The organism is Candidatus Binatia bacterium (assembly GCA_029248525.1).
In the GTDB taxonomy this organism is placed as follows: Bacteria; Desulfobacterota; Binatia; order UBA12015; family UBA12015; genus UBA12015.
Map to the genome: position 1 here is coordinate 243,718 of JAQWJE010000008.1, position 19,719 is coordinate 263,436.

Sequence of the window (19,719 nt, forward strand, 5' to 3'; positions counted from 1 at the left end):
CTCCGGTTTGCCCGCCGATCAATCCTTGGGGGTGCACTCCGAGAGAGAATCTACCAGTTCATCGCGGAATTTCTTGTACTCGCGGCTGACCTCCTTGAGCCAGGCCTGTCGCTCGGTGTTCGGATCGATCTTCTCGACTTGGGCTGCCATTACGGAAATCATGCGTGTTGCCTGCGCCTGCAGAAACAGGAAGCGAATATCGAACGCGCCGTCGGGAAAGAGCATTTCGTGCTCCCCAGCCTCGCTGGCCGCGTCCTGGATCGCATCGCCAATGGGGCTTGGCGGTGGCTTGCGAGTCGCCTGAGGTGCGAGTTCCCGGAGCCTCTTCAGTTCCTTGCTGCGAATCGCGGATGCTTTGCTGATCCGGGTCAGCAGGTCTTCGGTGGCCTTTGCCGGGCTTTGAAAGGTCGCTTGTCGCACCATCAAAAGCCATTTCAGCATGCTCTCGCCCGAGAGTGTCGTGTCGAGAAGAGAATACCCGATGAGAAGATCATTTGAGGTTTCGGGCTTGGCTTCGCCTGAAGTCTCCGCGATGCTGGTCGGTGCTCCGAGCAGGCAGAGGAGGAGGGCGCCCACCGTGAGGGCCATCTGGCAAGACCGGCCCGGCCGGTTGGCCCGCGGCGAAGTGTCTGCATATAGTTTGGTGTCGGGATTCCGGTCAGCGCATCTATTCATCGTGGTCCCAGCCTAGACCGAGCAAGGGACACTGGACAAATCGAATGTCGAACGAAGACGAAAAAAAATACGACAAACAAGTTCGCCGGATGGTGAGTCGTTGGGCGGGAGCGCCGGGCAAGGGGGCGCCCGCGCGCAGCGAGGGCGAAGTGCTACACCGTCAGGATATACCCCTCCCGCCGACCATCGGTTCTGTTTCTGTCCAGGAGGCGCCGCGCGAGATTCCTGTGCAAGCCAGTTGCGATGTGCTGGTCGTGGGCGCCGGCCCCGCCGGGCTCTCCGCGGCCCTGAGCGCTCGTCGTGCGGGTGCTGACGTGATGCTGATGGAGCGTTTCGGTTGTTTCGGTGGCGTGATCACGACTGTCGGCATGGAGACGCTTGCCTGGTACCGGTACGAAGGCACTGTCGATACCGAGGGGATCGGTATCGAGTTTGAGCGTCGTGCGGCTGCGATGGGCGGTACGATCCAGTGGCCTTATAACGACAGCGAATGTCTCGACGCGGATTTTTTCAAGTTGGTGGCCGACGAACTGATTCGGGAGAGCGGTGTGCGTCCGCTCCTGCATACCTACGCGGTGGAAGCGATCGTCGAGAATGGCGTGATCCGCGGGGTGGTCACGGAATCGAAATCAGGGCGTCAGGCGATTTTGGCTCGCCGGGTGATTGACTGCACGGGGGACGCGGATATCGCCCATTTCGCCGGAGCAGAATACCGAAAGACGCCCCGGGACCAGATGATGGGTCTGACAACGGTATTCGGCTGCGCAGGCGTTGAGCGCGAGCGCTTTCTCGAATGGGCCGATCAAAATCAGGCAACGTTCGCGGATTGGGGGCGGACCTGGGACCAGGAAACCACAGGAAAGGAAGACGACCTGCCGACTCCTTATCTCGAGGACAGCTTTGCGCAGGCTCGCCAGATGGGCGTGATTCCGGCAGATACGAAAACCCTTGGAGGCTCCTGGTCGGCGCTCTCCATGGCGGGCGAGGCGACCAACCTGAATCTCGTTCATCTCAAGGGGTATGATTGCACGGATGCCGAGGACCTGACGCGCGCCGAAATGGATGGCCGCCAGCAGGCAATGCATGCTCTCACGGCCTTGCAGCACACCGTGCCGGGGTTCGAGAAGGCGAAGCTGCGAACCTTTTCGATGACGATCGGTTGCCGCGACTCGCGCAAGATTATTGGCCGCCATAACCTGCTCGGCGAAGAGTGCCGAAGCGAGGCGCGTTTTGCGGATTCGATCGGTATTTTCCCGGAATTTCTGGACGGCTATAGCGTGCTGATCCTGCCGACCACCGGGCGCTATTTTCAGGTGCCGTATGGTTGCATGGTCCCTCAGGGCGTCGATAACCTTCTCGTTGCGGGACGCTGTGTGGCAGGGGATAAACTCAGCCACGCAGCGATGCGGAATATGATGGCGTGCACGGTGACCGGTCAGGGTGCCGGTGTGGCGGCGGCGGTTTCGCTTGCCCGGGAGGAGTCGACGCGGGATGTGAACCTGCAGGCGTTGCAGGGAGAACTCCGCCGCCAAGGTGTGCGTCTCGATTGAGGGATGCGGCAAGTCTCGACCAACTATTATAGGAGAGCTCATGGAACAACTCGAAGGTAGAACGGCTGTCATCACGGGTGCGGCGAGCGGAATTGGCAAGGCACTAGCCTCGACCCTTGCCGGGCGCGGCATGAAATTGGTTCTGGCAGATATCGAGGAGGCGCCTTTGATGGCAGCGGCCGAAGCCTTGAAAGCTGGCGGTGCGGAGGTCGTGGCGGTGCCGACCGATGTGCAATCGGCCGCATCGGTGGATGCGCTTGGCGCATCGGCAAAGAATGCCTTCGGCAAGGTTCACGTCGTTTGCAATAATGCCGGCGTTTTCGCTGGCGGTCTTTGCTGGGACCAACCTGTGGCTGACTACGAGTGGGTGATGGGCGTCAACAGCATGGGAGTGGTCCATGGGGTTCGGACCTTTGTGCCCTTGATTCTCGAGCACGGCGAAGAGGGTCATATCGTGAATACGGCATCCATGGCGGCGGTGACGGCGGCTCCGTTCTCGGCTCTCTATACGATGAGCAAACATGCGGTTCTGGCCTTCAGTGAATGCCTTTTTCAGGAGTTGGAGGCGACACACCCGCAGGTTGGCGTCAGTTGTCTCTGCCCGGAGGCCATCATGACCGGGATCGGGCAGTCGGGGCGGAACCGGCCCGCGAACCAGGCCGGGGATAGCAGCCCCAAGCCCGAAGCAGAGATGGTCGAGGAGGCCTTGCGCGCAACAGTTACCGCCGGACTCTCGCCTCAGGTGATGGCCGACCGGGTCCTGGCCGGGATCCTCGAGAAGCGATTCTATCTCCTCGGCGGCGGGGATTGGCTTGCGGCAATGGAGTCTCGCATGGCCAATTTGCGAGAGGGGCTGAATCCGGGCTTCTCCACGCCGGAGGCTCTCCCGGGTTCGGAGAAGATGGAGAACTGAGGTGCCTGCTGTCTGCTCGGCGGGGGCGGGGCGGCAGCTATTCGCCGGTGAATACCGGTTTTCGTTTTTCCATAAACGCCGTCATGCCCTCGATCTGATCCTGCGTCTTGCCACATCGCAGGACCGCGCGACGTTCCGCATCGAGAGCCGTCTCCAGCGGGGCTTCGCCAGCGCCGACAATGCATTCGATTGCACCCGCGACAGCCACAGGCGGCATCGCGGCGAGTTCGAGAGCGAGAGCATGGGCTGCTGCGTGCAGATTCTCCAAAGGATGAACTTCTTGAACCAATCCGATCCGATGCGCTTCGATGCCGTCGATTTTCTTGACGCGCAGGATCAGGTCGAGCGCGTGGTCGCGCCCGACGCATCGGGTGAGACGAGCCGTCCCGCCCCATGCGGGAAGCGAGCCCAGATCGAGTTCGGGGAGCCCGATCTTGGCGCCGGTCTCGGCCGCCAGGCGAAAGTGGCATGCCAGCGGTAATTCCAGACCACCACCCAGGCAATAGCCGAAGAGGGTCGCAATCGAAGGTTTGCCGAGATTTTCGATCCGATGCAGAACGCGGCGGCGTTGGTCGAGGATGGCCTGAAAGCCTCCGCGTTCGGCAGCCTGAAACTGCAATTGCTTCAGGTCCATGCCGACCGAAAAGTTCTCGGTACCCCCCGCAGTGAAAACCAGCGCTCGGATGCTCGGATCTGTGGCGGCTTCTTCTACCGCGGCCTCCACTTCGTCCATATAGGCGAAGGTCATGCGGTTGATAGGCGGATCATTATTGATCAGCGTCAAAACGCCCTGATCGCGCTTCAGAATCAATGCGGGTCGGTCGGTCATGCCGGGTGCTCCGGGACTGGCTGGCCTATTTCAGGATTGCTTGGCGCGCCCGGCCATCAGCGGCAGGTCGAGATACGATTGGATTCCGGCATCGGCGGCGCAGACGTAGGGAATCGCGCTCACACAATGGTTGGCTGTCGCCACCATGCCCGGGTTCCGTTTCTGGAGCTCCTCGATGTTGATTTCGCCGACGGGATGGATGCCGTGCATCTGGACGGTCAGAGGCGGGTCGCCGAGAATCTCGAGTTCGTAGCGTTCGCCACCGTCTCCGATGTCCCAGCCTTCGCCGATATTTTCGTGACCCATATACCAGTTCACAATCGCCTGAATGACAGGTTTGCCGTCGACGAGACCTTCCCAGCAAAGTCGTTGGGCGGCGAGCCGTCCGGGTTCGATAATGCCGATCGGACATTCGATCGGGGCGGTCGCCGGAAAGACCTCGACCGTGGCCCGTTTCTTCTCGTCGAGCGAGAACTGCAACTCGTCCGCGATCATGTCGATCGACTGGTTGAAGCCTCCGCTCATGATATCGAGCAGTGCGTTTTCCTTGGCTTCCTCAAGCGGTTTTCCGAAGTTCATCCAATCACGCAGCACATCCGGCGCTCCGTAGGTGCGGCAGTCCGAGAATTCCTCGGCGCGAACCGAGGTGATTTGCTGCGAGAACGACGACAGCAGCAAGGGGAGCCTTTCGGTCATGCCGCCCGGGTGGATGCCGGTGCCGTGGAGGGTTGCCTTGCCGCGGGCGCAAGCCTCCTTGATGCCCGTGGCGCCGATTCGCTTGGGATAGAACCAGTTCAGGGGCGTCACGACGTTGATGCCGGCGCTCAGAAGACGTTCGACCTCGTCATTGTTGGCAAAGAGGGGTGCGTAGAGGACGCAATCCGGTTTGAGTGCGAGGATATCGTCCATGGCGTTCGTGGCCTTGACGCCGACCGGGTCGATCCCGGCGAGTGTTCCGGCGTCCATACCGGCTTTGTCCCCGGAATGAACCCAGACGCCGACCAGTTCCAGATCCGGGTGGGCGGTGATGCCCTCGATCGCCGCTCGCCCAAGATTGCCTGTCGCCCATTGCACAACTCTGTATGTCATGGAGGGAAGATCTATCAGACGTTCGGCCGAACGCGAACTGAATTTCAGCTTTGCTCGACAGGACTCGGAGCCCGGGTTCGGACCGCCGCCAAGGCCAGCACGGAGGTGATATTGAGGCAGGCGAAGGCGAAAAAGATCCGCTCATAGCTCCCGAGAATATCATAGGTCCAACCGGCTGCGGCGGGACCGACGGCCGCGCCCGGGACAAGCGCGAGCAGAGCAACACCGTAGATCCCGGCGAGGTGGCGCGAGCCGAATCTTCGCCCGATCAGAAGAGGCACCACCACATCTTCGGCTGCTGTTGTGGCCCCGTGCAAGAGGAGAAAGATCGGGATCGCCAGATAGGCATCGGGTGTGAGTATTAAAAAAGAGGCGATTGCCATCAGAATGAAATTGCCGAGCACGGCGGTTTTCGCGCCAATCCGGTCGGCGATCTGCCCGGCGCCAAGTTTGCCCGCGATCCCGATCCCGACCATCAGGCTGTAGGAGGCCGTCGCCAAACCTTCCGAATAGCCAGCATCACTCAGGTAGGCGACCAGCTGTGTGTTGACGCCGAGGCGGTAGAGATAGAATACGAAGATCGCCCAGAAAATCAGCCAGAAGTCTCGGGTCCGCAGGGCCGCCGAGATGGCCGGGGCCTCCGGCGGATGTTCTTCCGACGAGGCTTCGTCCGGCGTTGCCGTCGTCCGATTTTGGACAAAGAAAAATGCGGGAATCACCAGCGTCCAGGCCAGAGCTCCGATGGTGAAATAACCCGATCGCCATCCCGCATAGGCCGCAATGGCGGTGGCGAGAACCGGACCGATCGCGCCGCCGATATTCGACCCGATATAGACAAAGGAGAGGGCGGTGCCGCGACGTTTTTCGAATCGTGAACTGATCGCGGCCGCGGTGGGCAGATCGCCGAGGCAGGCGACCGCAATCCCTGCGACGATCGCGATCGCATAGAATTGCCAGATCACCTGCATGCCACTGGCCGCGAGCAGGGCGAGGCTCATCAGGACCCCACCGGTCAGCAGGACGCCGCGGGGTTTTTTATCCGACAGTCTGCCGACGATCGGGCCGACCAGGGCTACGGAGGTGGCCAGAATCGGTTGAGCCACCGAGTAGGCGGTTCGCGACCAGCCGAGGTCCTCGGTGATCGGCTTCAGGAAAATAGGGAAGACATAGGCCCCAAAGCCCATGCCGATCTGGCAGGCCATGCAGGAGAGCACCAGTGTGAGATCCTCTCGTGATCGCGCTGGTGCTTTCGGCATGCTGCCCTCCGTCTCTGATCTGGGGGAGGGAGTCAACCGCTTTGGGCGGGCGAGGTCTCCTGCGTGATGACACGAATCGATTCGATCAGGCCGATCGCTGTAGTCCCGTCGGTGAAATGGAATCGAGCGGGGCCGAACTCCAGGCGCGTCGCCCGATCGGGTTGTGTGCGCAGTACGGCAATTTGTGGGCCTGCTTCGATCCGGAATTGCCGCCCGTCGCCCGCCGTGCAGGTCTCGTCGAGCGAGCCTTCTGGCAGCTGCAGGTTCTCACCCCTTCCATTCGCGTGAGCCAGATAGAGGCGACGCCCGGCGCGACGCCCAAACGGTCCTCCCGCCAGTGGTCCGGGCAGGCCTGTGGCTTGGAGCGAGTAGTGTTCGCCATCGACGCGCAGATCTCCGGTCACGGCGATTCCCAGATCGGTAGGGCGAGCCTCGCAATTCAGTTGTGCGGCGTGCAGAGGGGTCCGGCTCTGCTCGGTTTCGAATTGGAAGTAGCTCGCCGGCGCGGAGCTGAGATAGAGATGATTGTCGAAGTGGATCGAGAGGGTATCGTCCGACTGCTCGAGCGAGAAGCCATGGATTTCCAGCGCGCCGCGGGGGCGCCCATGACCGACAAATACGCCGACGCGCCCGTCGGGCAGGAAGATCATGAAGCGCGCGCCCATCGTGCGGTTCGGCATGAGCGCCATCCCGGCCAGCACTGCGAGGCCGGAGCGGGAATCGACAAACTGAAGTGTGGCTTGTTGCGGGTCTGGTTCCAGAACGGGTTTGGCCGCGGGTACCTCGATGGCGGTGGCGTTTGGCTCGGTCAGACTTTCGCGCAGCCGTTTGCGGAACTGATCGCATACAGAGCCTTCCCAGCGAAGCGGGGCTCCAAGTTCGAGTTGTATCGCATCGAGTTTTCCACGGGCGGCAATGCGTCGAATGGATTCGCACGCCTCGGGTACGTCGGCTCCGCCTGTGCGTCGGAATAATTGCATCATATTATTGCGATGCGCCGCCGGCCATTGTTCGCCGCAGGTGGCTTCGATGCCGTCCGCATCGAGGTTGGCGCAGAGATGCGCCAGCGGGCCGCGCAGGAATTCCTCGGAGCAGGTCAGCCGATCAGCATCGGCTTTCTCGTCCCGAGCGCCCAGCAGCCGTTGGCCAAATCCGAAGTCCACTTTCGACTGGGTGATATGCCACCCGTGGACCACGAGGATCCGCACGCGTTCCCGAGATCTCAGCAAATTTTCGAGGTGGGTTTCGAGTGCCTCGAGAAACACCGGAGCGTCCCGAGCTGTTTGATCGATCCGGTTGAGATCGATGGCGTTCCGATCCAGAGAATCGTTGATCAGAAAGCTGGCCGAAAGTTCCTCGGCGAGGCGCAAGCCGAGGGCTGCCGTCCGAAGATCGTTGCCTTTTCGCGGCCAGGAGGAAGGCTGAAGGAGATCTTTCTCGGAGATGCCGCCATGGGGAGCCAGCACGAGGATATTGCTGTCTCCGGTGCCCGAGACCAGCCAGGAAGGCAGTGTTTTGTTCACATCTCCTTCCAACGGGAACTGTCTCTCGCTTGCAAGTCAGCCAGCTTAGGGAGGGCCGCTTGTGGAGAATTAGAGCAATCGATTGACCCGTGGGGCCTTGCGCTTGTATGGGACTGGGAGCTGGGGGGGGCGCCATGCGAGGTCGAATTCGAGTCGGGTCCACGGTAGTTTTGATGTTGTTGGGAGTCGCTGTCGCGGCGCAAGGCCAACCGGCCGCCGGGGGCAGCTATCTGGAGTCAGTGGAAGATCCGGTCGCCGTCGGGGGAGAGGGCTCCGAGGTCGATTCGCTGGAGGCTCAAGCTGAGGCAATTGCCGATGGCGGGACTGCGGGGCTTACCAAGCCGGCGCTCAAGGCGATCGAGGAGATCGTGGTCAGCGCGCGAAAACGACAAGAATTGCTCGAGGACACCCCGATCTCGATTACTGCACTCGGCGTGGAAGAATTGCGCGAATCCAATGTCGAGCGTCTCGACGATATCGCACGCCTGGTCCCGAACCTGCAGATCGAGCGCGGTGCCGAGGGCTATTCCGCAAATATTGTCATTCGAGGCGTCGGCAATCCCTATGCTTCGGCGATCGCCTTTGATCCGGGCGTCGGCGTATACGTCGACGGCGTTTATATGGCGCGCGCCATGGGTGCGTTACTCGATATTGTGGACGTCGAGCAGATCGAAGTGCTCCGCGGGCCTCAGGGAACGCTGTTCGGAAAAAATACTGTGGGCGGCGCGCTGAATATCACGACCAAAAAGCCGACCGGCGAGCTGGAGGGATTTGCTCTGGTCCGTCCGGGCAATCGCGGGACGCTCTTTACCCAGGCCATCCTGAACGTCCCGATCCTTCGGGATCGCCTTTTTGTGCGCGGCGCGTTTTCCTCGAACCAGGATCGCGGCTTCTCGAAAAATATTGACACCGGCAAATGGTATAGTGCGCGCAACTCGATCGCCTTTCTCGGAAGTCTGCGCTGGTTGGTGACCGATGACCTGACGCTGGATGTTTCGGGTACCTGGTCGCGTGAGCATACCGGAGGCGCGGGTGGCCAATGCATCTTCATCCAGCCCATCGGTCTGGGGAATCTGGTCGAGAACCCGCCCGGCATGCAGGACCCATGCGAGGAGTCCACGCCGCGCACGAACAGCTCGAATGTGCCGGGACTGGTGGATCTCCCCAGCTATGGTGCCTGGGCTACGGCGAGTTGGGATATCGGCGAGTTGGGTTTGCTGAGTGACCTCAGTGCGAAGTCGATTACGTCGTGGCGCGAACAGAACCCGCGCCTGCGCTCGGATGTCGACCAGACCCGAGCGCCCGCTCTGTGGCGCGACAGTACCGGGGGTGGGCCTCTGCAGGGCGTCGCCGGCGCGCAGCGCCAGATCAGTCAGGAGCTGCAGGTGGCAGCCGCGGCCTGGGAGGACCGATTTCATATCATCGCCGGGGCCTTCGGCTACTGGGAGACGGGCACCGATGGCCAGGTGCTGGACGTCACGCCGATCGGGCTCACGACCCTGAACTTGCGTACGATCGATAACTGGAATTGGGCGCTCTTTACTCAGGCGACTCTGGATCCTGTCGAATGGCTGAGTCTGACTGCCGGGATTCGCTATACGGAGGATAAAAAGGGCCTGACCGCCCAGAACTTTGATGCGTTGGATTCGGAGAGTCCCATCTTCACCAAGGACGAGTCCGCGAAGTTTGATGCCGTGACGCCAATGGCTTCGGTCGCGCTCAGTATGCCTGAATCCTATCTGGTCGATGGTCCATTCGATCATCTGATGGGCTATTTCAGCTACGCGCAAGGTTTCCGCGGGGGCGGCTTTAACGGTGTGATCGATCCGTCGATGACCAAACTGGATCAATTCGGGCCCGAGACTCTCGACTCCTTTGAAGTCGGGCTGAAGACCATCGCCTTCGATCAGCGCCTGACGTTCAATATGTCGCTGTTCATGGCCACCTACGACGATATTCAGGTCACCACGCAGGTCGAGATCGAGGATCCGGGTGGCTCGGGGCTGACTATTGGTCAGGTCACGTCGAATGCCGCGCGAGCGGGCAACCGCGGAGCCGAGTTCGAGGTGATAGCACTTCCTATCGAGGGCATGATCGTGCAGGCAACGCTCGGTCTGATGAACCCGCGTTATGCAGACTTCCGGGGTAGCACAAGTCAGCTGGACAGCGGTGAGAATCTGGTTCGTGACGGCGAGAGCTTCAACAATGCGCCGCAGGCGCAATCGCATATCGCGATCCAATACTCCCTGCCAGTGCGCCTGGAAGGAGCGATGTCCGGCTGGCTCACGCCGAGGCTGGAATGGGACTACCGGAGTTCGTTTCACAGCGCGTTCCCCGAGATCCGCCAGGGGGTTCAGCCTTCCTACAATCTGCTGCATGCGCGGCTGTCGTACGCCTTTCTTGACGATCGCGCGCAAATTGCATTCTGGGGGCGGAATTTGACCGACAAGGTCTATCTCAACTACGTGACGCCGGTGGCTTCGAGCTTCGGTTTCATCGTGAAGTATTACGATGCGCCGCGAACGTTCGGGGCCGAGCTTTCCTACAGCTTCTGATCGGTAGCGTGCGTCCGGTGGTAAATATTTTCGATCTGCTGGTCAGCGGCCGCGGAATATGATCGGTCTCGGACCATGGGACGACTGGAGAACAAGGTAGCGATTGTTACGGGCGCGGCGCAGGGTACCGGGGCCGTCATTGCCGAGACGTTTTTGCGCGAGGGTGCCCGCGTAGTTTTGGCCGATGTGAAAGAGGAGCAGGGTGCTTCTCTGGCCCGGGATCTGGGCTCGCAGGCTCGATTCGAGACCCTCGATGTGCGCCACCCCGAGAGTTGGGCGTCGGTGGTCTCTGCTGTGGGCGATGATTGGGGGGGCATCGATATTCTGATCAACAACGCGGCGGTCCTGTGGATCGCCTCGTTGGCGGATACGTCCCGCGAAGATTTTCTCCGCTGTGTCGAGGTAAACCAGCTCGGTCCGTTCCTCGGTATTCAGGCAGTGGCGTCTTCGATGCGAGAGCGCGGGGGTGGCGCGATCGTCAATATCGGCTCGACTGATGGATTGCGCGGCATGAATGGTGTGGTCGCCTATGGGTCGAGCAAATGGGGTGCGCGCGGATTAGCCCGCAGCTCGGCGATGGAACTCGGACAGTACCGCATTCGCGTAAACACGCTTTGCCCCGAAGCAGGCAACCCGAATATGAGCGCGCCGTTTTTTCCGGGAGCGCCGGACCTCTCGGACGTCCCGCACCAGATGATGCAGCAGATCCTCAAGTCGCCTGAGGGAGCCGACTCGGCCAGCCGTCTGCGGGATGTGGCCGCAATGGCGCTGTTTCTGGCCTCGGACGAGAGCCAATCGTGCACCGGGCAGGATTTCATCGTCGACGCCGGGCTTACGGCGGGAATGATTCAGGAAGGACTTCCGCGCGGATGAATCGCCCGATGGCCTCGGCGCGTTGAGGCGCGTCCGGAGGCGCGGCTCCCGACGTTTCGGCGCTCCCCTGCGGAGGCGGTTTACTCTTCCTGCGTGACGCGCAGGACTTCCTCGGCCGAGGTGATGCCGGCGGCGATCTTGGCTGCCCCGTCCTGACGAAGAAGCTTCATATTGCGAGCGGTCGCCAGGCGCCGGAGGGCGGCGGCGTCGGCTCGGTCCATGACCAGTTGTCGAATTTCGTCGTCGAGCAAAAGAAGTTCGTGGATGCCGGTTCGCCCCTGATAGCCGGTATCTTTGCAATCCGAACAACCGGGACCGGGTCGGAAGACGGGCGTGTCGGCGGACAGGCCCAACTCTTGTCGGGCGTTCTCGTCGAGCTGACCTGGCTGTCGGCAGGTCGGGCAGAGGCGGCGCACCAATCGTTGCGCCATGATGCCCACCACCGACGAGGATACGAGGAAGGGTTCGATCCCCATATCGACAAGCCGGGTCACGGCGCCAAAAGAATCATTGGTATGCAGGGTGGAAAAGACGAGGTGGCCGGTAAGCGCGGACTGAATCGCGATTTCGGCAGTTTCACTGTCCCGGATTTCGCCCACCATCACGACATCAGGGTCCTGTCGGAGAACCGAGCGCAGCCCGCTGGCGAAGGTCAGGTCGATCTTCGGATTGACTTGAATCTGTCCGACACCATGCAGCTGATACTCAATCGGGTCTTCGATGGTGATGATATTGCGCGTCGCAGCGTTGAGCCGCGAGAGGGCCGCGTAGAGTGTCGTCGTCTTGCCGCTGCCGGTGGGGCCGGTAACCAGCAGGATCCCGTGACTGGACTGGATCAGACCTTCGAGCTCCTCGAGGAGTTCGCCGCCGAGCCCAAGTTCCTCAAGGGAGAGAAGCCCTCCGGCGCGGTCGAGGAGGCGCAGCACAATACGCTCGCCGAACTGGGTCGGAACGGTCGAGACGCGGACGTCGACATCGCGTCCGGCGGCACGGAACCGAAACCTTCCGTCCTGGGGCAGGCGCTTCTCCGCGATATCGAGTCCGGCAAGAATCTTGATGCGCGCGGTGGTCGTCGGATGATACCGACGCGGCGGCTTGAGGATATCGTATAGGATCCCGTCGATCCGGAAGCGGATTGCGAGTTCGCGCTCGAAGGGCTCTATATGAATATCGGAGGCGCGATCCTTCAATGCCTGAAAGAGAAGCGAGTTTACGAGCCGGATGATGGGTGCCTCATCGTCGGCATCGAGCAGGTCGCGCGGCTCTTCGAGTTCATGAGCGACGTCATCGAGAGCTTCCGTCTCGATATCGTCCATGACGGCTTCCGCGCTGCCCTGTGTCTTGTCGTAGGTCTTGTTGATCGTGTCGAGAATCGCGCTCGCAGGCACGACTACCGGGTGGATCCGGCATTGGAAGAGCGCGCGCAGGTCGGCCGTTGCCTCCAGCGAACGAGGGTCGCCAACCGCGACTTCGAGACCACCCTCGGCTGTTTCGGCCAGAGGCAGGCAGGCGCTGCGACGAGCCCAGGCGATCGGCACCCGCGCGACCAAATTCGGGTTGATTTCAGCGGCTGCCAGACTTTCTCGAAAGGGCAGTCCGAAGGAGGCTGCCAGTTCGGCCGCTTCCTTCGCATCGGGCAGGCTGGCTTCTGTTTCGGCTTTGGGCATCAGGAGGGCGAGCGTCCGGCACTGGTGGCGCCAACGGGAGCGGTGCCCGGAACGGCGGGGAGAAGAATGCCCCCGGACCGGGCTTTCGTCGCTCGCGGTCGTGCCCGAGGCAGAAGGCGTCCGGAGGTTCCTCGGACGTTGGCGCCGCCTTTCATGGAGCGGTGAAAGCGCGACCGCTGTTCGTCACTGACCAGCATCATATCTCCTGCGTCGCTGACGATCTGTGGGGTCAGCAGGATGATCAGGTTGACCTTTTCCTTGCGCTTGGACTGGCTTTTGAAGAGCCAGCCCAGCACGGGGATATCCATCAGGAAGGGAACGCCGGTTTCGGTGGTCGAGACTCGATCGGATATCAATCCACCGATAGCCACCGTCTCTCCATGGTCCACAACCACGGTCGTGGTTGCAGATCGCACAGTGGTGGTCGGGCCGAGTTGGAGCGTTTGCGTTTCGCTGGTGTCGACGAGATCGGAGACCTCCTGGAAGACCGAAAGGCGGACCGAGTCGCCTTCGGTAATCTGTGGGGTGATGCGGAGCGTGATGCCGACATCCCGGCGATCGACCTGCGAGAAGGTGTTCGAGAGATTCGTCTCGTTGGTCGAGCGGCTGGTCACGAAGGGTACATTTTTGCCGACCACAATTTCAGCCTCTTCATTATCGGTGGTCAGAATATTGGGTGCCGAGAGAACGTTGACGTCGCTGTCTCCCTGAAGGGCCGTGACCAGCGCCACACCGGCCGGGATGGACGTGCCATCGGCCAGGAGGAGACTCTGCTGGCTGACCAGCGCACCAAGCGCTCCCGTGATGGCATTCAATCCGCTGACGTCACCTGTTGCGAGGGCCTGATTCACGGCCCCCAGGTTTTTATAGTTGGTCCGGCCGAGAAGAACTCCCTTGTCGCCGAGGACCTCGGCTCCGCCCTGAAGTTCGATCCCGAGCTCTTGTCCGCGCTGCAGTGTCACCTCGAAAAGGATGGCCTCAACCAGAACCTGTTTCCGCGGAATGTCGAGTTGTTCAATGACCGAGGCGAGTGTCTCGTAGTCCTGCGGCAGGGCGCTGATCACCAATGCGTTGGTTGCCGGATCCGCGGTGATGCGAATATTTCCCTCGAATTCGAATCCGCCTTCCGTGCTGCCCGCGCCGGCAACCGCTGAATTACCGCGGCCGCTGCTGGCTGTGGGTGCACGGCGCCCGCCCAGCCCGCCAAGGCTGCCCGCGGACGGATTGGAAATGACGCTGCGTCCGAGGGAATTTTGGCTATTGCCGCCGCGTCCGAAGCGGCCGCCTCCCTCGGTCATCGAGCGTCCCGGCATTCGGGTGCGTTGCGGTGAGGAACTCGAAATTCCGATCAGATCCGCGAGGACCTGGACCAACTCGACCGAGTCGCCGTGTTTGAGGAAGAATACCTGGATCCGTCCCGTGTCTCGGGGCAACTCGATATCGATTTTTTGCAGGAGAGTCCGGACATGACGAATCTCGAAGGGGTTCCCGATCACCAGGATCGAATTGGACCGTATCTCGGGAATAATCTGCAGGCGTGCCGTGCCGACATTTTTCGAGGTGGCGCGATTCTTCGCGGTCGCCGTTTTCACCTTGGTGGAGCCCTGCGGGTCGGTGTCGACGGCCTCGAGGAGGATCTTGGTGATATCCGTGGCATAGGCGTGCTCGAGGGGAATGACTTCGACCGTGCGCTCCTGACCGGCGACGTCCAGATCTTCGAGGATCAGAAAGAGCCGCTCGATGTTCGCCGCCGAGTCCACAACGACCAGCGAGTTGGTCGGTGCGTAGGCGCTGATCAGTCCGTCCTTCGAGACCAGCGGTGCCAGAAGGCGGGAGGCTGCTTCGGAATCCAGATGTTCGAGAGGGAGAATCTGGGTCACGATCCGATCGGAAGGAACTTCGCCCCGTCGCTCGAGCGGCAAGCCGGATTGTCGAGCGTTCTTGATCTGTATGATCTTGGTGACCGGGCCGGTGTCGACCACCGTGAATCCCTTGACCTGGAGGCCGGACTGGAACATGCGGTAGGCTTCGGCGACGGTAATCTCGGAGGGGGCAATCAGCGAGAGCCTTCCCTTGATCTTTTCGTCGAGAACGAAGTTGCGACCCGTGATCTCGCTGATGAACTTCACCAGCGTCGGGATCTCCACATTCTGGAAATCCATGCGGACGAGGTCATCGGGGCCGAGGGGAATCGGCGCACCATCGGCTTCAGTCTCCTGCGCCGGGGCAAGGGAGGGAACGCCCGCAAGACCGAGGGTCAGTGCGGTTATCAGAAGGAAAATAATTCTCATCGGATCTCGTAGGTCAGGGTGCGAGGTTCCTTGCCGCGCAGCACGTCGATGGTGAGGCGGTTCTCGCCCTTCAAATCTTCCAACAGGCCCATGGCACGGGCGGGGTCATTCAGGTCCATTCCATTGACGCGCTGGACCACATCATTGTTTTTGAGTCCGAGTTTCTGAAAGAGGCTGTTGCGTCGAATCGCGAAGATTCGGAATCCGTTGGCGGCACCGTCCTTCATATTGGGGACAGCGCGCATTTGGGTGAAGAGCGTTCCCAGATTCTCCAACTGGTGTTCGACTTCGGTCTGAGCGACCATCCAGCGGTCATCGCCCAACTCCTGAATATTGCTGTTTTTCGAAGTTTTCTTGGTCGTCTTTTTGGCAGATTCCACAGCGACATCGGGCGGCACCACGAGGAGTTCCTCAACGCCGCCCCGGCGCAACACAGCTCGCCGCCAGCCAATCCGGGCGAGTTCCGCCCCGTTGAGTTCCTCGCCGATCCCGACAACGACTTGCTCCTTGCCGGATTTATCCTCGACGATCGCAAAACCGGCGCGACCGCTCCCGCCTGTCCCGAGCAAGCGCATATCGGTGGGGCCCGCTGGAATTCCCCCGCCAAAGTTGGCGACGTCGGGTTCGTCCGACGGTGCCGCAAAAAGGTCTCGTTTGGTCATCACGAGATAATCCGAAACGGGACGCACTTTCGCGGAATCCTTGGGCTGAGTGACGCCGACCGAGGCGTCACTCGAAGACCGTTGAAGCCTGCTTTGAACAATGCCGGAGATGCCGCTCGCGAGATACCAGGCGGCAATCCCCAGCAGGGCCAGTTGGCAGACGACCCAGTAGGGGCGGCTGATGCGTGTAATCACTCATTAAATTGCCTATGCGAAGGTGCACTGACGTGCAAGGAAGCGCGCAGGGATCTCGGAAAATCGTTAATATTTCCGGGTTCATTTTCCCTACGGGTGGCAAGCGGGAGCGACGCCAGATAGGGAACGCTACTGAATAGTGCTGTCCGGAGGGGGCAGCCCACCTGAGGGGCGAGGGACCGTGAGCGAAGATGATTTGACCCAGGCGCGGCGCGCCAAGCTGGAAACCCTGCGGGCTGCAGGGAATCCCTACCCGAACGATTTCTCTCCCGAACATCGGGCGGGCACTTTGCAGGCCGAGGCTGAAGAGCTCTCGGCGGACGCGCTGGCCGAAGCGGCTCGAACCGTCGTTGTCGCGGGGCGGGTGATGGCCAAACGCAGCTTCGGGAAAGCTTTGTTCCTTGTTCTCGAAGATGATTCGGGTCGTATTCAGATCTACCTCCGCAAAAATGATCTCCCCGAAGAAGTATTTGCGCAGGCCAAACAGACCGATGTGGGAGACCGAATCGGGGTCGTGGGACGTCTGATGCGCACCCGAACGGGAGAGTTGACGGTCGCCGCAGCGGAGCTTGCGCTGATTGCCAAATGTCTCCATCCTCTGCCCGAGAAATGGCATGGCTTGACGGATGTCGAGGTTCGTTATCGTCAGCGTTATCTCGATCTGGTGGCGACCCCGGGCGGCCGTGATGTTTTCCGAAAACGGGCCCGCATTCTCACCGGCATCCGCGATTTTCTGACCGAGCGGGATTATATCGAAGTCGAAACCCCGATTCTGCAGAGCATCGCCGGCGGAGCTGCGGCGCGCCCCTTCCTGACCCATCACAACACTCTGGACATGCCGCTGCAGTTGCGGATTGCTCCGGAACTCTTTCTCAAAAGGCTTCTGGTCGGAGGGTTCGAGCGAGTTTTCGAGATCGGGCGAAACTTTCGCAACGAAGGAATTTCCGCGCAGCATAATCCCGAGTTCACCATGCTCGAATTTTACCAGGCCTACGGAACCTGCGCGGACCTCTTGCCGATGGTGGAAACCCTCGTGGCGGGACTCGCGGAGGCCGTCGCCGGGGGTACGAAGATCGCCTATGGTGACGATGAGATCGATTTGACGCCACCTTGGACAAGGCTGGACCTGCTCGATGCGACCGCCGAGAAGGCGGCTTGCGATGCTGGCGATTTGCGCGATCCCGCGAAGGCAAAGGCGATCGCGGAGCGGCACGGGGTGCATCCCCCTCCGGGTGCAGGTGCTGGTGGGATTGCGACGGCCTTGTTCGAGGAATTGGTCGAGCCAGAGTTGCTCCAGCCAACGTTTGTGACCGGTTTCCCTGCCGAGGTGTCGCCGCTGGCGCGCCCCAATGATGACGACCCCTTTGTGGTCGACCGATTCGAGCTCTACGTGACGCGGCGAGAGATGGCGAACGGCTTTTCGGAGCTGAACGACCCGGATTTGCAGCGCGAACGCTTCGAGGCGCAACTTGCCAATCGCGCGTCAGGCGACGACGAGGCGCACCCGATGGATGCCGACTATGTGCATGCTCTCGAATACGCGATGCCACATGCGGCCGGCTGCGGCATCGGTCTGGACCGATTGGTCATGCTTCTATGTGATCTCCCATCGATTCGAGATGCGATTCTCTTCCCGCTGTTGCGCAAGTCGGTGGAAGAGTAGGTCTGCGGAGTGGGGAAGAGCTTTGTCTCCTGGCCGGTCCGAATCGGCTGGCGTTTTTTGCGGGCCCGCAGGCGCGAGAGGTTTGTCTCCTTCATCTCGTTGATCGCCGGCGGCGGGGTCGCGATCGGTGTCATGACGATCTGCATTGTTCAGGCGGTCATGACGGGGTTCGAGGAGGATCTGCGTGCTCGGATTCTCGGATTCAATCCGCAGATCGTTCTGATGAGTCACGCGGGACTCGTGCGCGATCCGGATGGCCTCGAGTCGGTGGTGGAGGCGGTTCCGGGAGTCGCTGCCGCTTCTCCTTTCGTCTACGGCCAGGTGATGTTGGCCTCCGAGACCGGCGTGATGGGAGGTATCGTTCGAGGCGTTGTGCCGACCAAGATCGATGATGTTGTCGAGATCCGCCGGCATATTACTCAAGGCGATGCGGATCAGCTCGGCCAGCCCATGGCTGTGGAGGTGTTGCTCGATGACCGGGTCGAGACTCTCGAGGTCCCGCAGATCATGCTCGGGTTTGAACTGGCAGCCTCTCTGGGCGTACGCGTCGGGGACTGGATCAATCTGATGTCGCCGGCGGCGACACCGACAGCGCTGGGCGCGATTCCGCGGATCAAACGCTACGCGGTCGGGAGTATCTTCGATTCGGGTATGTACGACTACGATGCCACCGTGATCTTTCTCGCGCTGCCGGATGCGCAGGCTTTTCTGAAGATGGGGGATACGGTCACCGGGCTCGAGGTCCGGGTATCGGACCTCGATCTGACCCGCGAGACGGCCCGCGCCATCGAGGCCGAGGCGGGGTTTCCGATTTATGCGCGTGATTGGCTGGAGGTGAACCGCAATCTGTTCGTCGCCTTCGAGCTGGAAAAGCTGGTCCAATTCATCGTCTTGCTGCTCATCGTGACGGTCGCTGCGTTCAATATTGCGGCCACCTTGATCATGGTCGTCATGGAAAAACGCAAAGATATTGCAGTCTTGAAGGCCATGGGTGCGACCAATCGGGCTATCGCGACCATTTTTGTCTTCAAGGGGGCGATGATCGGGATTACCGGGACCCTTGCGGGGGTTCTCGGCGGCCTCGCGGGCTCGCTGCTTCTGGAGCGCTATCAATTCATCGATCTGCCGAAGGACGTTTTTTACGTCTCCACGGTGCCGATCCATCTGGAATTGGGGAATTTTCTGGCTGTGGCCGGGGCCAGCATTCTGATTTGCGTCCTCGCGACTTTGTATCCAGCCTGGCAGGCCGCTCGCCTCGCTCCGGTGGAAGTGATTCGTTACGAGTAGGAGTGGGTGAGTAGCGGGATGCAAATCGAAGCAATTGGACTGCACAAGGAGTACCGGGACGGCGCTCGCCGGGTGTCGGTCCTCGCTGATGTCGATCTGTGCGTGGAACCCGGGGAACGCCTGGGCATTATCGGCGAGTCGGGGATCGGAAAAAGCACACTCCTGCATCTTCTCGGAGGGTTGGACCGCCCGTCCGGTGGCACAGTTCGGATCGGCGATACCGACCTTAATAAGTGTGATGATCGGGAGCTGGCTCATCTGCGCAATCACAGGATCGGCTTTGTGTTCCAGTTCCATCACCTTCTGGGCGATTTCACCGCGCAGGAAAATGTCATGATGCCATCGCTGATTGCGGGGGCTTCCCCCGAAGAGGCCGCCCGGCGCAGCCGTGAATTGCTGGCCCGCGTCGGTCTGGAAGACCGTCTGTCACATCGCCCGGGTGAGCTCAGCGGCGGAGAACAGCAGCGGGTCGCTGTCGCCCGGGCGATTGTTCGATCGCCAGCACTCGTTCTCGCCGACGAACCGACCGGGAACCTCGACCCCCAAACCGCCGCCGAGGTGGAAGATCTCCTGCGAGAGCTGAACCGGGAACAGGGTCTGACCCTTGTGGTCGTGACACATAGCGAGCGTCTGGCGCGAGAAATGGATCGCTGTCTGCGGTTGCGCGGCGGAAAGCTGGAAGCGGCATGAG

Annotated in this window: 15 protein-coding genes; 7 read left to right on the forward strand and 8 right to left on the reverse strand. The window is 61.1% G+C overall.

Going from position 1 to position 19,719, the window contains the following annotated elements; genetic code table 11:
* Window positions 1–18 precede the first annotated feature (18 nt).
* A complete protein-coding gene (locus tag P8K07_01810; protein MDG1957257.1) occupies window positions 19–588 on the reverse strand; it encodes a hypothetical protein in 570 nt (189 codons plus the stop codon).
* Window positions 589–719: 131 nt separating this feature from the next.
* Here P8K07_01810 and P8K07_01815 point away from each other — a divergent pair, with 131 nt between their 5' ends.
* Both P8K07_01815 and P8K07_01820 read left to right on the forward strand, forming a co-directional pair.
* Window positions 720–2,225, forward strand: coding sequence for an FAD-dependent oxidoreductase (locus tag P8K07_01815; protein ID MDG1957258.1), 1,506 nt, complete (start codon window positions 720–722; stop codon window positions 2,223–2,225).
* Window positions 2,226–2,265: 40 nt separating this feature from the next.
* Window positions 2,266–3,138 (forward strand): SDR family NAD(P)-dependent oxidoreductase, encoded by an 873-nt coding sequence (locus tag P8K07_01820; protein ID MDG1957259.1) that lies wholly within the window; start codon window positions 2,266–2,268, stop codon window positions 3,136–3,138.
* 37 nt (window positions 3,139–3,175) lie between these two features.
* On the opposite strand, the gene P8K07_01825 is transcribed toward P8K07_01820, so the two are convergent.
* The 4 genes from P8K07_01825 to P8K07_01840 are packed head-to-tail and all read right to left on the reverse strand — an operon-like array spanning window position 3,176 to window position 7,835.
* Window positions 3,176–3,967: an enoyl-CoA hydratase/isomerase family protein gene (locus P8K07_01825; GenBank protein ID MDG1957260.1), complete on the reverse strand. Its 792-nt coding sequence runs from the start codon at window positions 3,965–3,967 to the stop codon at window positions 3,176–3,178.
* Between the two features lie 30 nt (window positions 3,968–3,997).
* Window positions 3,998–5,056: a dihydrodipicolinate reductase gene (locus P8K07_01830; protein ID MDG1957261.1), complete on the reverse strand. Its 1,059-nt coding sequence runs from the start codon at window positions 5,054–5,056 to the stop codon at window positions 3,998–4,000.
* Window positions 5,057–5,100: 44 nt separating this feature from the next.
* Window positions 5,101–6,312 (reverse strand): MFS transporter, encoded by a 1,212-nt coding sequence (locus P8K07_01835; GenBank protein MDG1957262.1) that lies wholly within the window; start codon window positions 6,310–6,312, stop codon window positions 5,101–5,103.
* Between the two features lie 32 nt (window positions 6,313–6,344).
* Window positions 6,345–7,835 carry a hypothetical protein gene (locus P8K07_01840; protein MDG1957263.1) on the reverse strand — a complete coding sequence of 497 codons (1,491 nt, stop codon included), beginning with the start codon at window positions 7,833–7,835 and terminating at the stop codon, window positions 6,345–6,347.
* A 134-nt stretch (window positions 7,836–7,969) separates the two neighbouring features.
* On the opposite strand from P8K07_01840, the gene P8K07_01845 reads away from it, so the two are divergent.
* On the forward strand, window positions 7,970–10,390 hold the full coding sequence (locus P8K07_01845; GenBank protein MDG1957264.1) for a TonB-dependent receptor: 2,421 nt from the start codon (window positions 7,970–7,972) through the stop codon (window positions 10,388–10,390).
* A gap of 75 nt (window positions 10,391–10,465) precedes the next feature.
* Complete coding sequence (locus P8K07_01850) at window positions 10,466–11,263, forward strand: SDR family oxidoreductase (GenBank protein MDG1957265.1); 798 nt, start codon at window positions 10,466–10,468, stop codon at window positions 11,261–11,263.
* A gap of 80 nt (window positions 11,264–11,343) precedes the next feature.
* On the opposite strand, the gene gspE is transcribed toward P8K07_01850, so the two are convergent.
* Genes gspE through gspC form a run of 3 tightly spaced genes read right to left on the reverse strand, consistent with a single transcriptional unit; the run spans window position 11,344 to window position 16,078 of the window.
* On the reverse strand, window positions 11,344–12,930 hold the full coding sequence (gspE, locus tag P8K07_01855) for a type II secretion system ATPase GspE (protein ID MDG1957266.1): 1,587 nt from the start codon (window positions 12,928–12,930) through the stop codon (window positions 11,344–11,346).
* Window positions 12,930–15,221 carry a type II secretion system secretin GspD gene (gene gspD, locus P8K07_01860; protein MDG1957267.1) on the reverse strand — a complete coding sequence of 764 codons (2,292 nt, stop codon included), beginning with the start codon at window positions 15,219–15,221 and terminating at the stop codon, window positions 12,930–12,932. Before gspD ends, gspE begins: the two co-directional genes overlap by 1 nt.
* On the reverse strand, window positions 15,218–16,078 hold the full coding sequence (gene gspC / locus P8K07_01865; protein MDG1957268.1) for a type II secretion system protein GspC: 861 nt from the start codon (window positions 16,076–16,078) through the stop codon (window positions 15,218–15,220). Before gspC ends, gspD begins: the two co-directional genes overlap by 4 nt.
* 181 nt (window positions 16,079–16,259) lie before the next feature.
* Here gspC and lysS point away from each other — a divergent pair, with 181 nt between their 5' ends.
* The 3 genes from lysS to P8K07_01880 are packed head-to-tail and all read left to right on the forward strand — an operon-like array spanning window position 16,260 to window position 19,718.
* Entirely contained in the window at window positions 16,260–17,741 is a 1,482-nt protein-coding gene (gene lysS / locus P8K07_01870) for a lysine--tRNA ligase (protein ID MDG1957269.1), read from the forward strand.
* 9 nt (window positions 17,742–17,750) lie between these two features.
* The gene (locus P8K07_01875; protein ID MDG1957270.1) at window positions 17,751–19,028 is read left to right on the forward strand and encodes a lipoprotein-releasing ABC transporter permease subunit; all 1,278 of its coding nucleotides are present in this window, start codon (window positions 17,751–17,753) and stop codon (window positions 19,026–19,028) included.
* An 18-nt stretch (window positions 19,029–19,046) separates the two neighbouring features.
* Window positions 19,047–19,718 carry an ABC transporter ATP-binding protein gene (locus P8K07_01880; protein MDG1957271.1) on the forward strand — a complete coding sequence of 224 codons (672 nt, stop codon included), beginning with the start codon at window positions 19,047–19,049 and terminating at the stop codon, window positions 19,716–19,718.
* Window position 19,719 lies beyond the last annotated feature (1 nt).

Excerpts from the sequence above, each read along its gene's own strand:
- P8K07_01810 (MDG1957257.1), bottom strand. The coding sequence starts at position 588 with ATGGCCCTCACGGTGGGCGCCCTCCTCCTCTGCCTGCTCGGAGCACCG.
- P8K07_01815 (MDG1957258.1), top strand. The coding sequence starts at position 720 with ATGTCGAACGAAGACGAAAAAAAATACGACAAACAAGTTCGCCGGATG.
- P8K07_01820 (MDG1957259.1), top strand. The coding sequence starts at position 2,266 with ATGGAACAACTCGAAGGTAGAACGGCTGTCATCACGGGTGCGGCGAGC.
- P8K07_01825 (MDG1957260.1), bottom strand. The coding sequence starts at position 3,967 with ATGACCGACCGACCCGCATTGATTCTGAAGCGCGATCAGGGCGTTTTG.
- P8K07_01830 (MDG1957261.1), bottom strand. The coding sequence starts at position 5,056 with ATGACATACAGAGTTGTGCAATGGGCGACAGGCAATCTTGGGCGAGCG.
- P8K07_01835 (MDG1957262.1), bottom strand. The coding sequence starts at position 6,312 with ATGCCGAAAGCACCAGCGCGATCACGAGAGGATCTCACACTGGTGCTC.
- P8K07_01845 (MDG1957264.1), top strand. The coding sequence starts at position 7,970 with ATGCGAGGTCGAATTCGAGTCGGGTCCACGGTAGTTTTGATGTTGTTG.
- P8K07_01850 (MDG1957265.1), top strand. The coding sequence starts at position 10,466 with ATGGGACGACTGGAGAACAAGGTAGCGATTGTTACGGGCGCGGCGCAG.
- gspE (MDG1957266.1), bottom strand. The coding sequence starts at position 12,930 with ATGCCCAAAGCCGAAACAGAAGCCAGCCTGCCCGATGCGAAGGAAGCG.
- gspD (MDG1957267.1), bottom strand. The coding sequence starts at position 15,221 with ATGAGAATTATTTTCCTTCTGATAACCGCACTGACCCTCGGTCTTGCG.
- P8K07_01880 (MDG1957271.1), top strand. The coding sequence starts at position 19,047 with ATGCAAATCGAAGCAATTGGACTGCACAAGGAGTACCGGGACGGCGCT.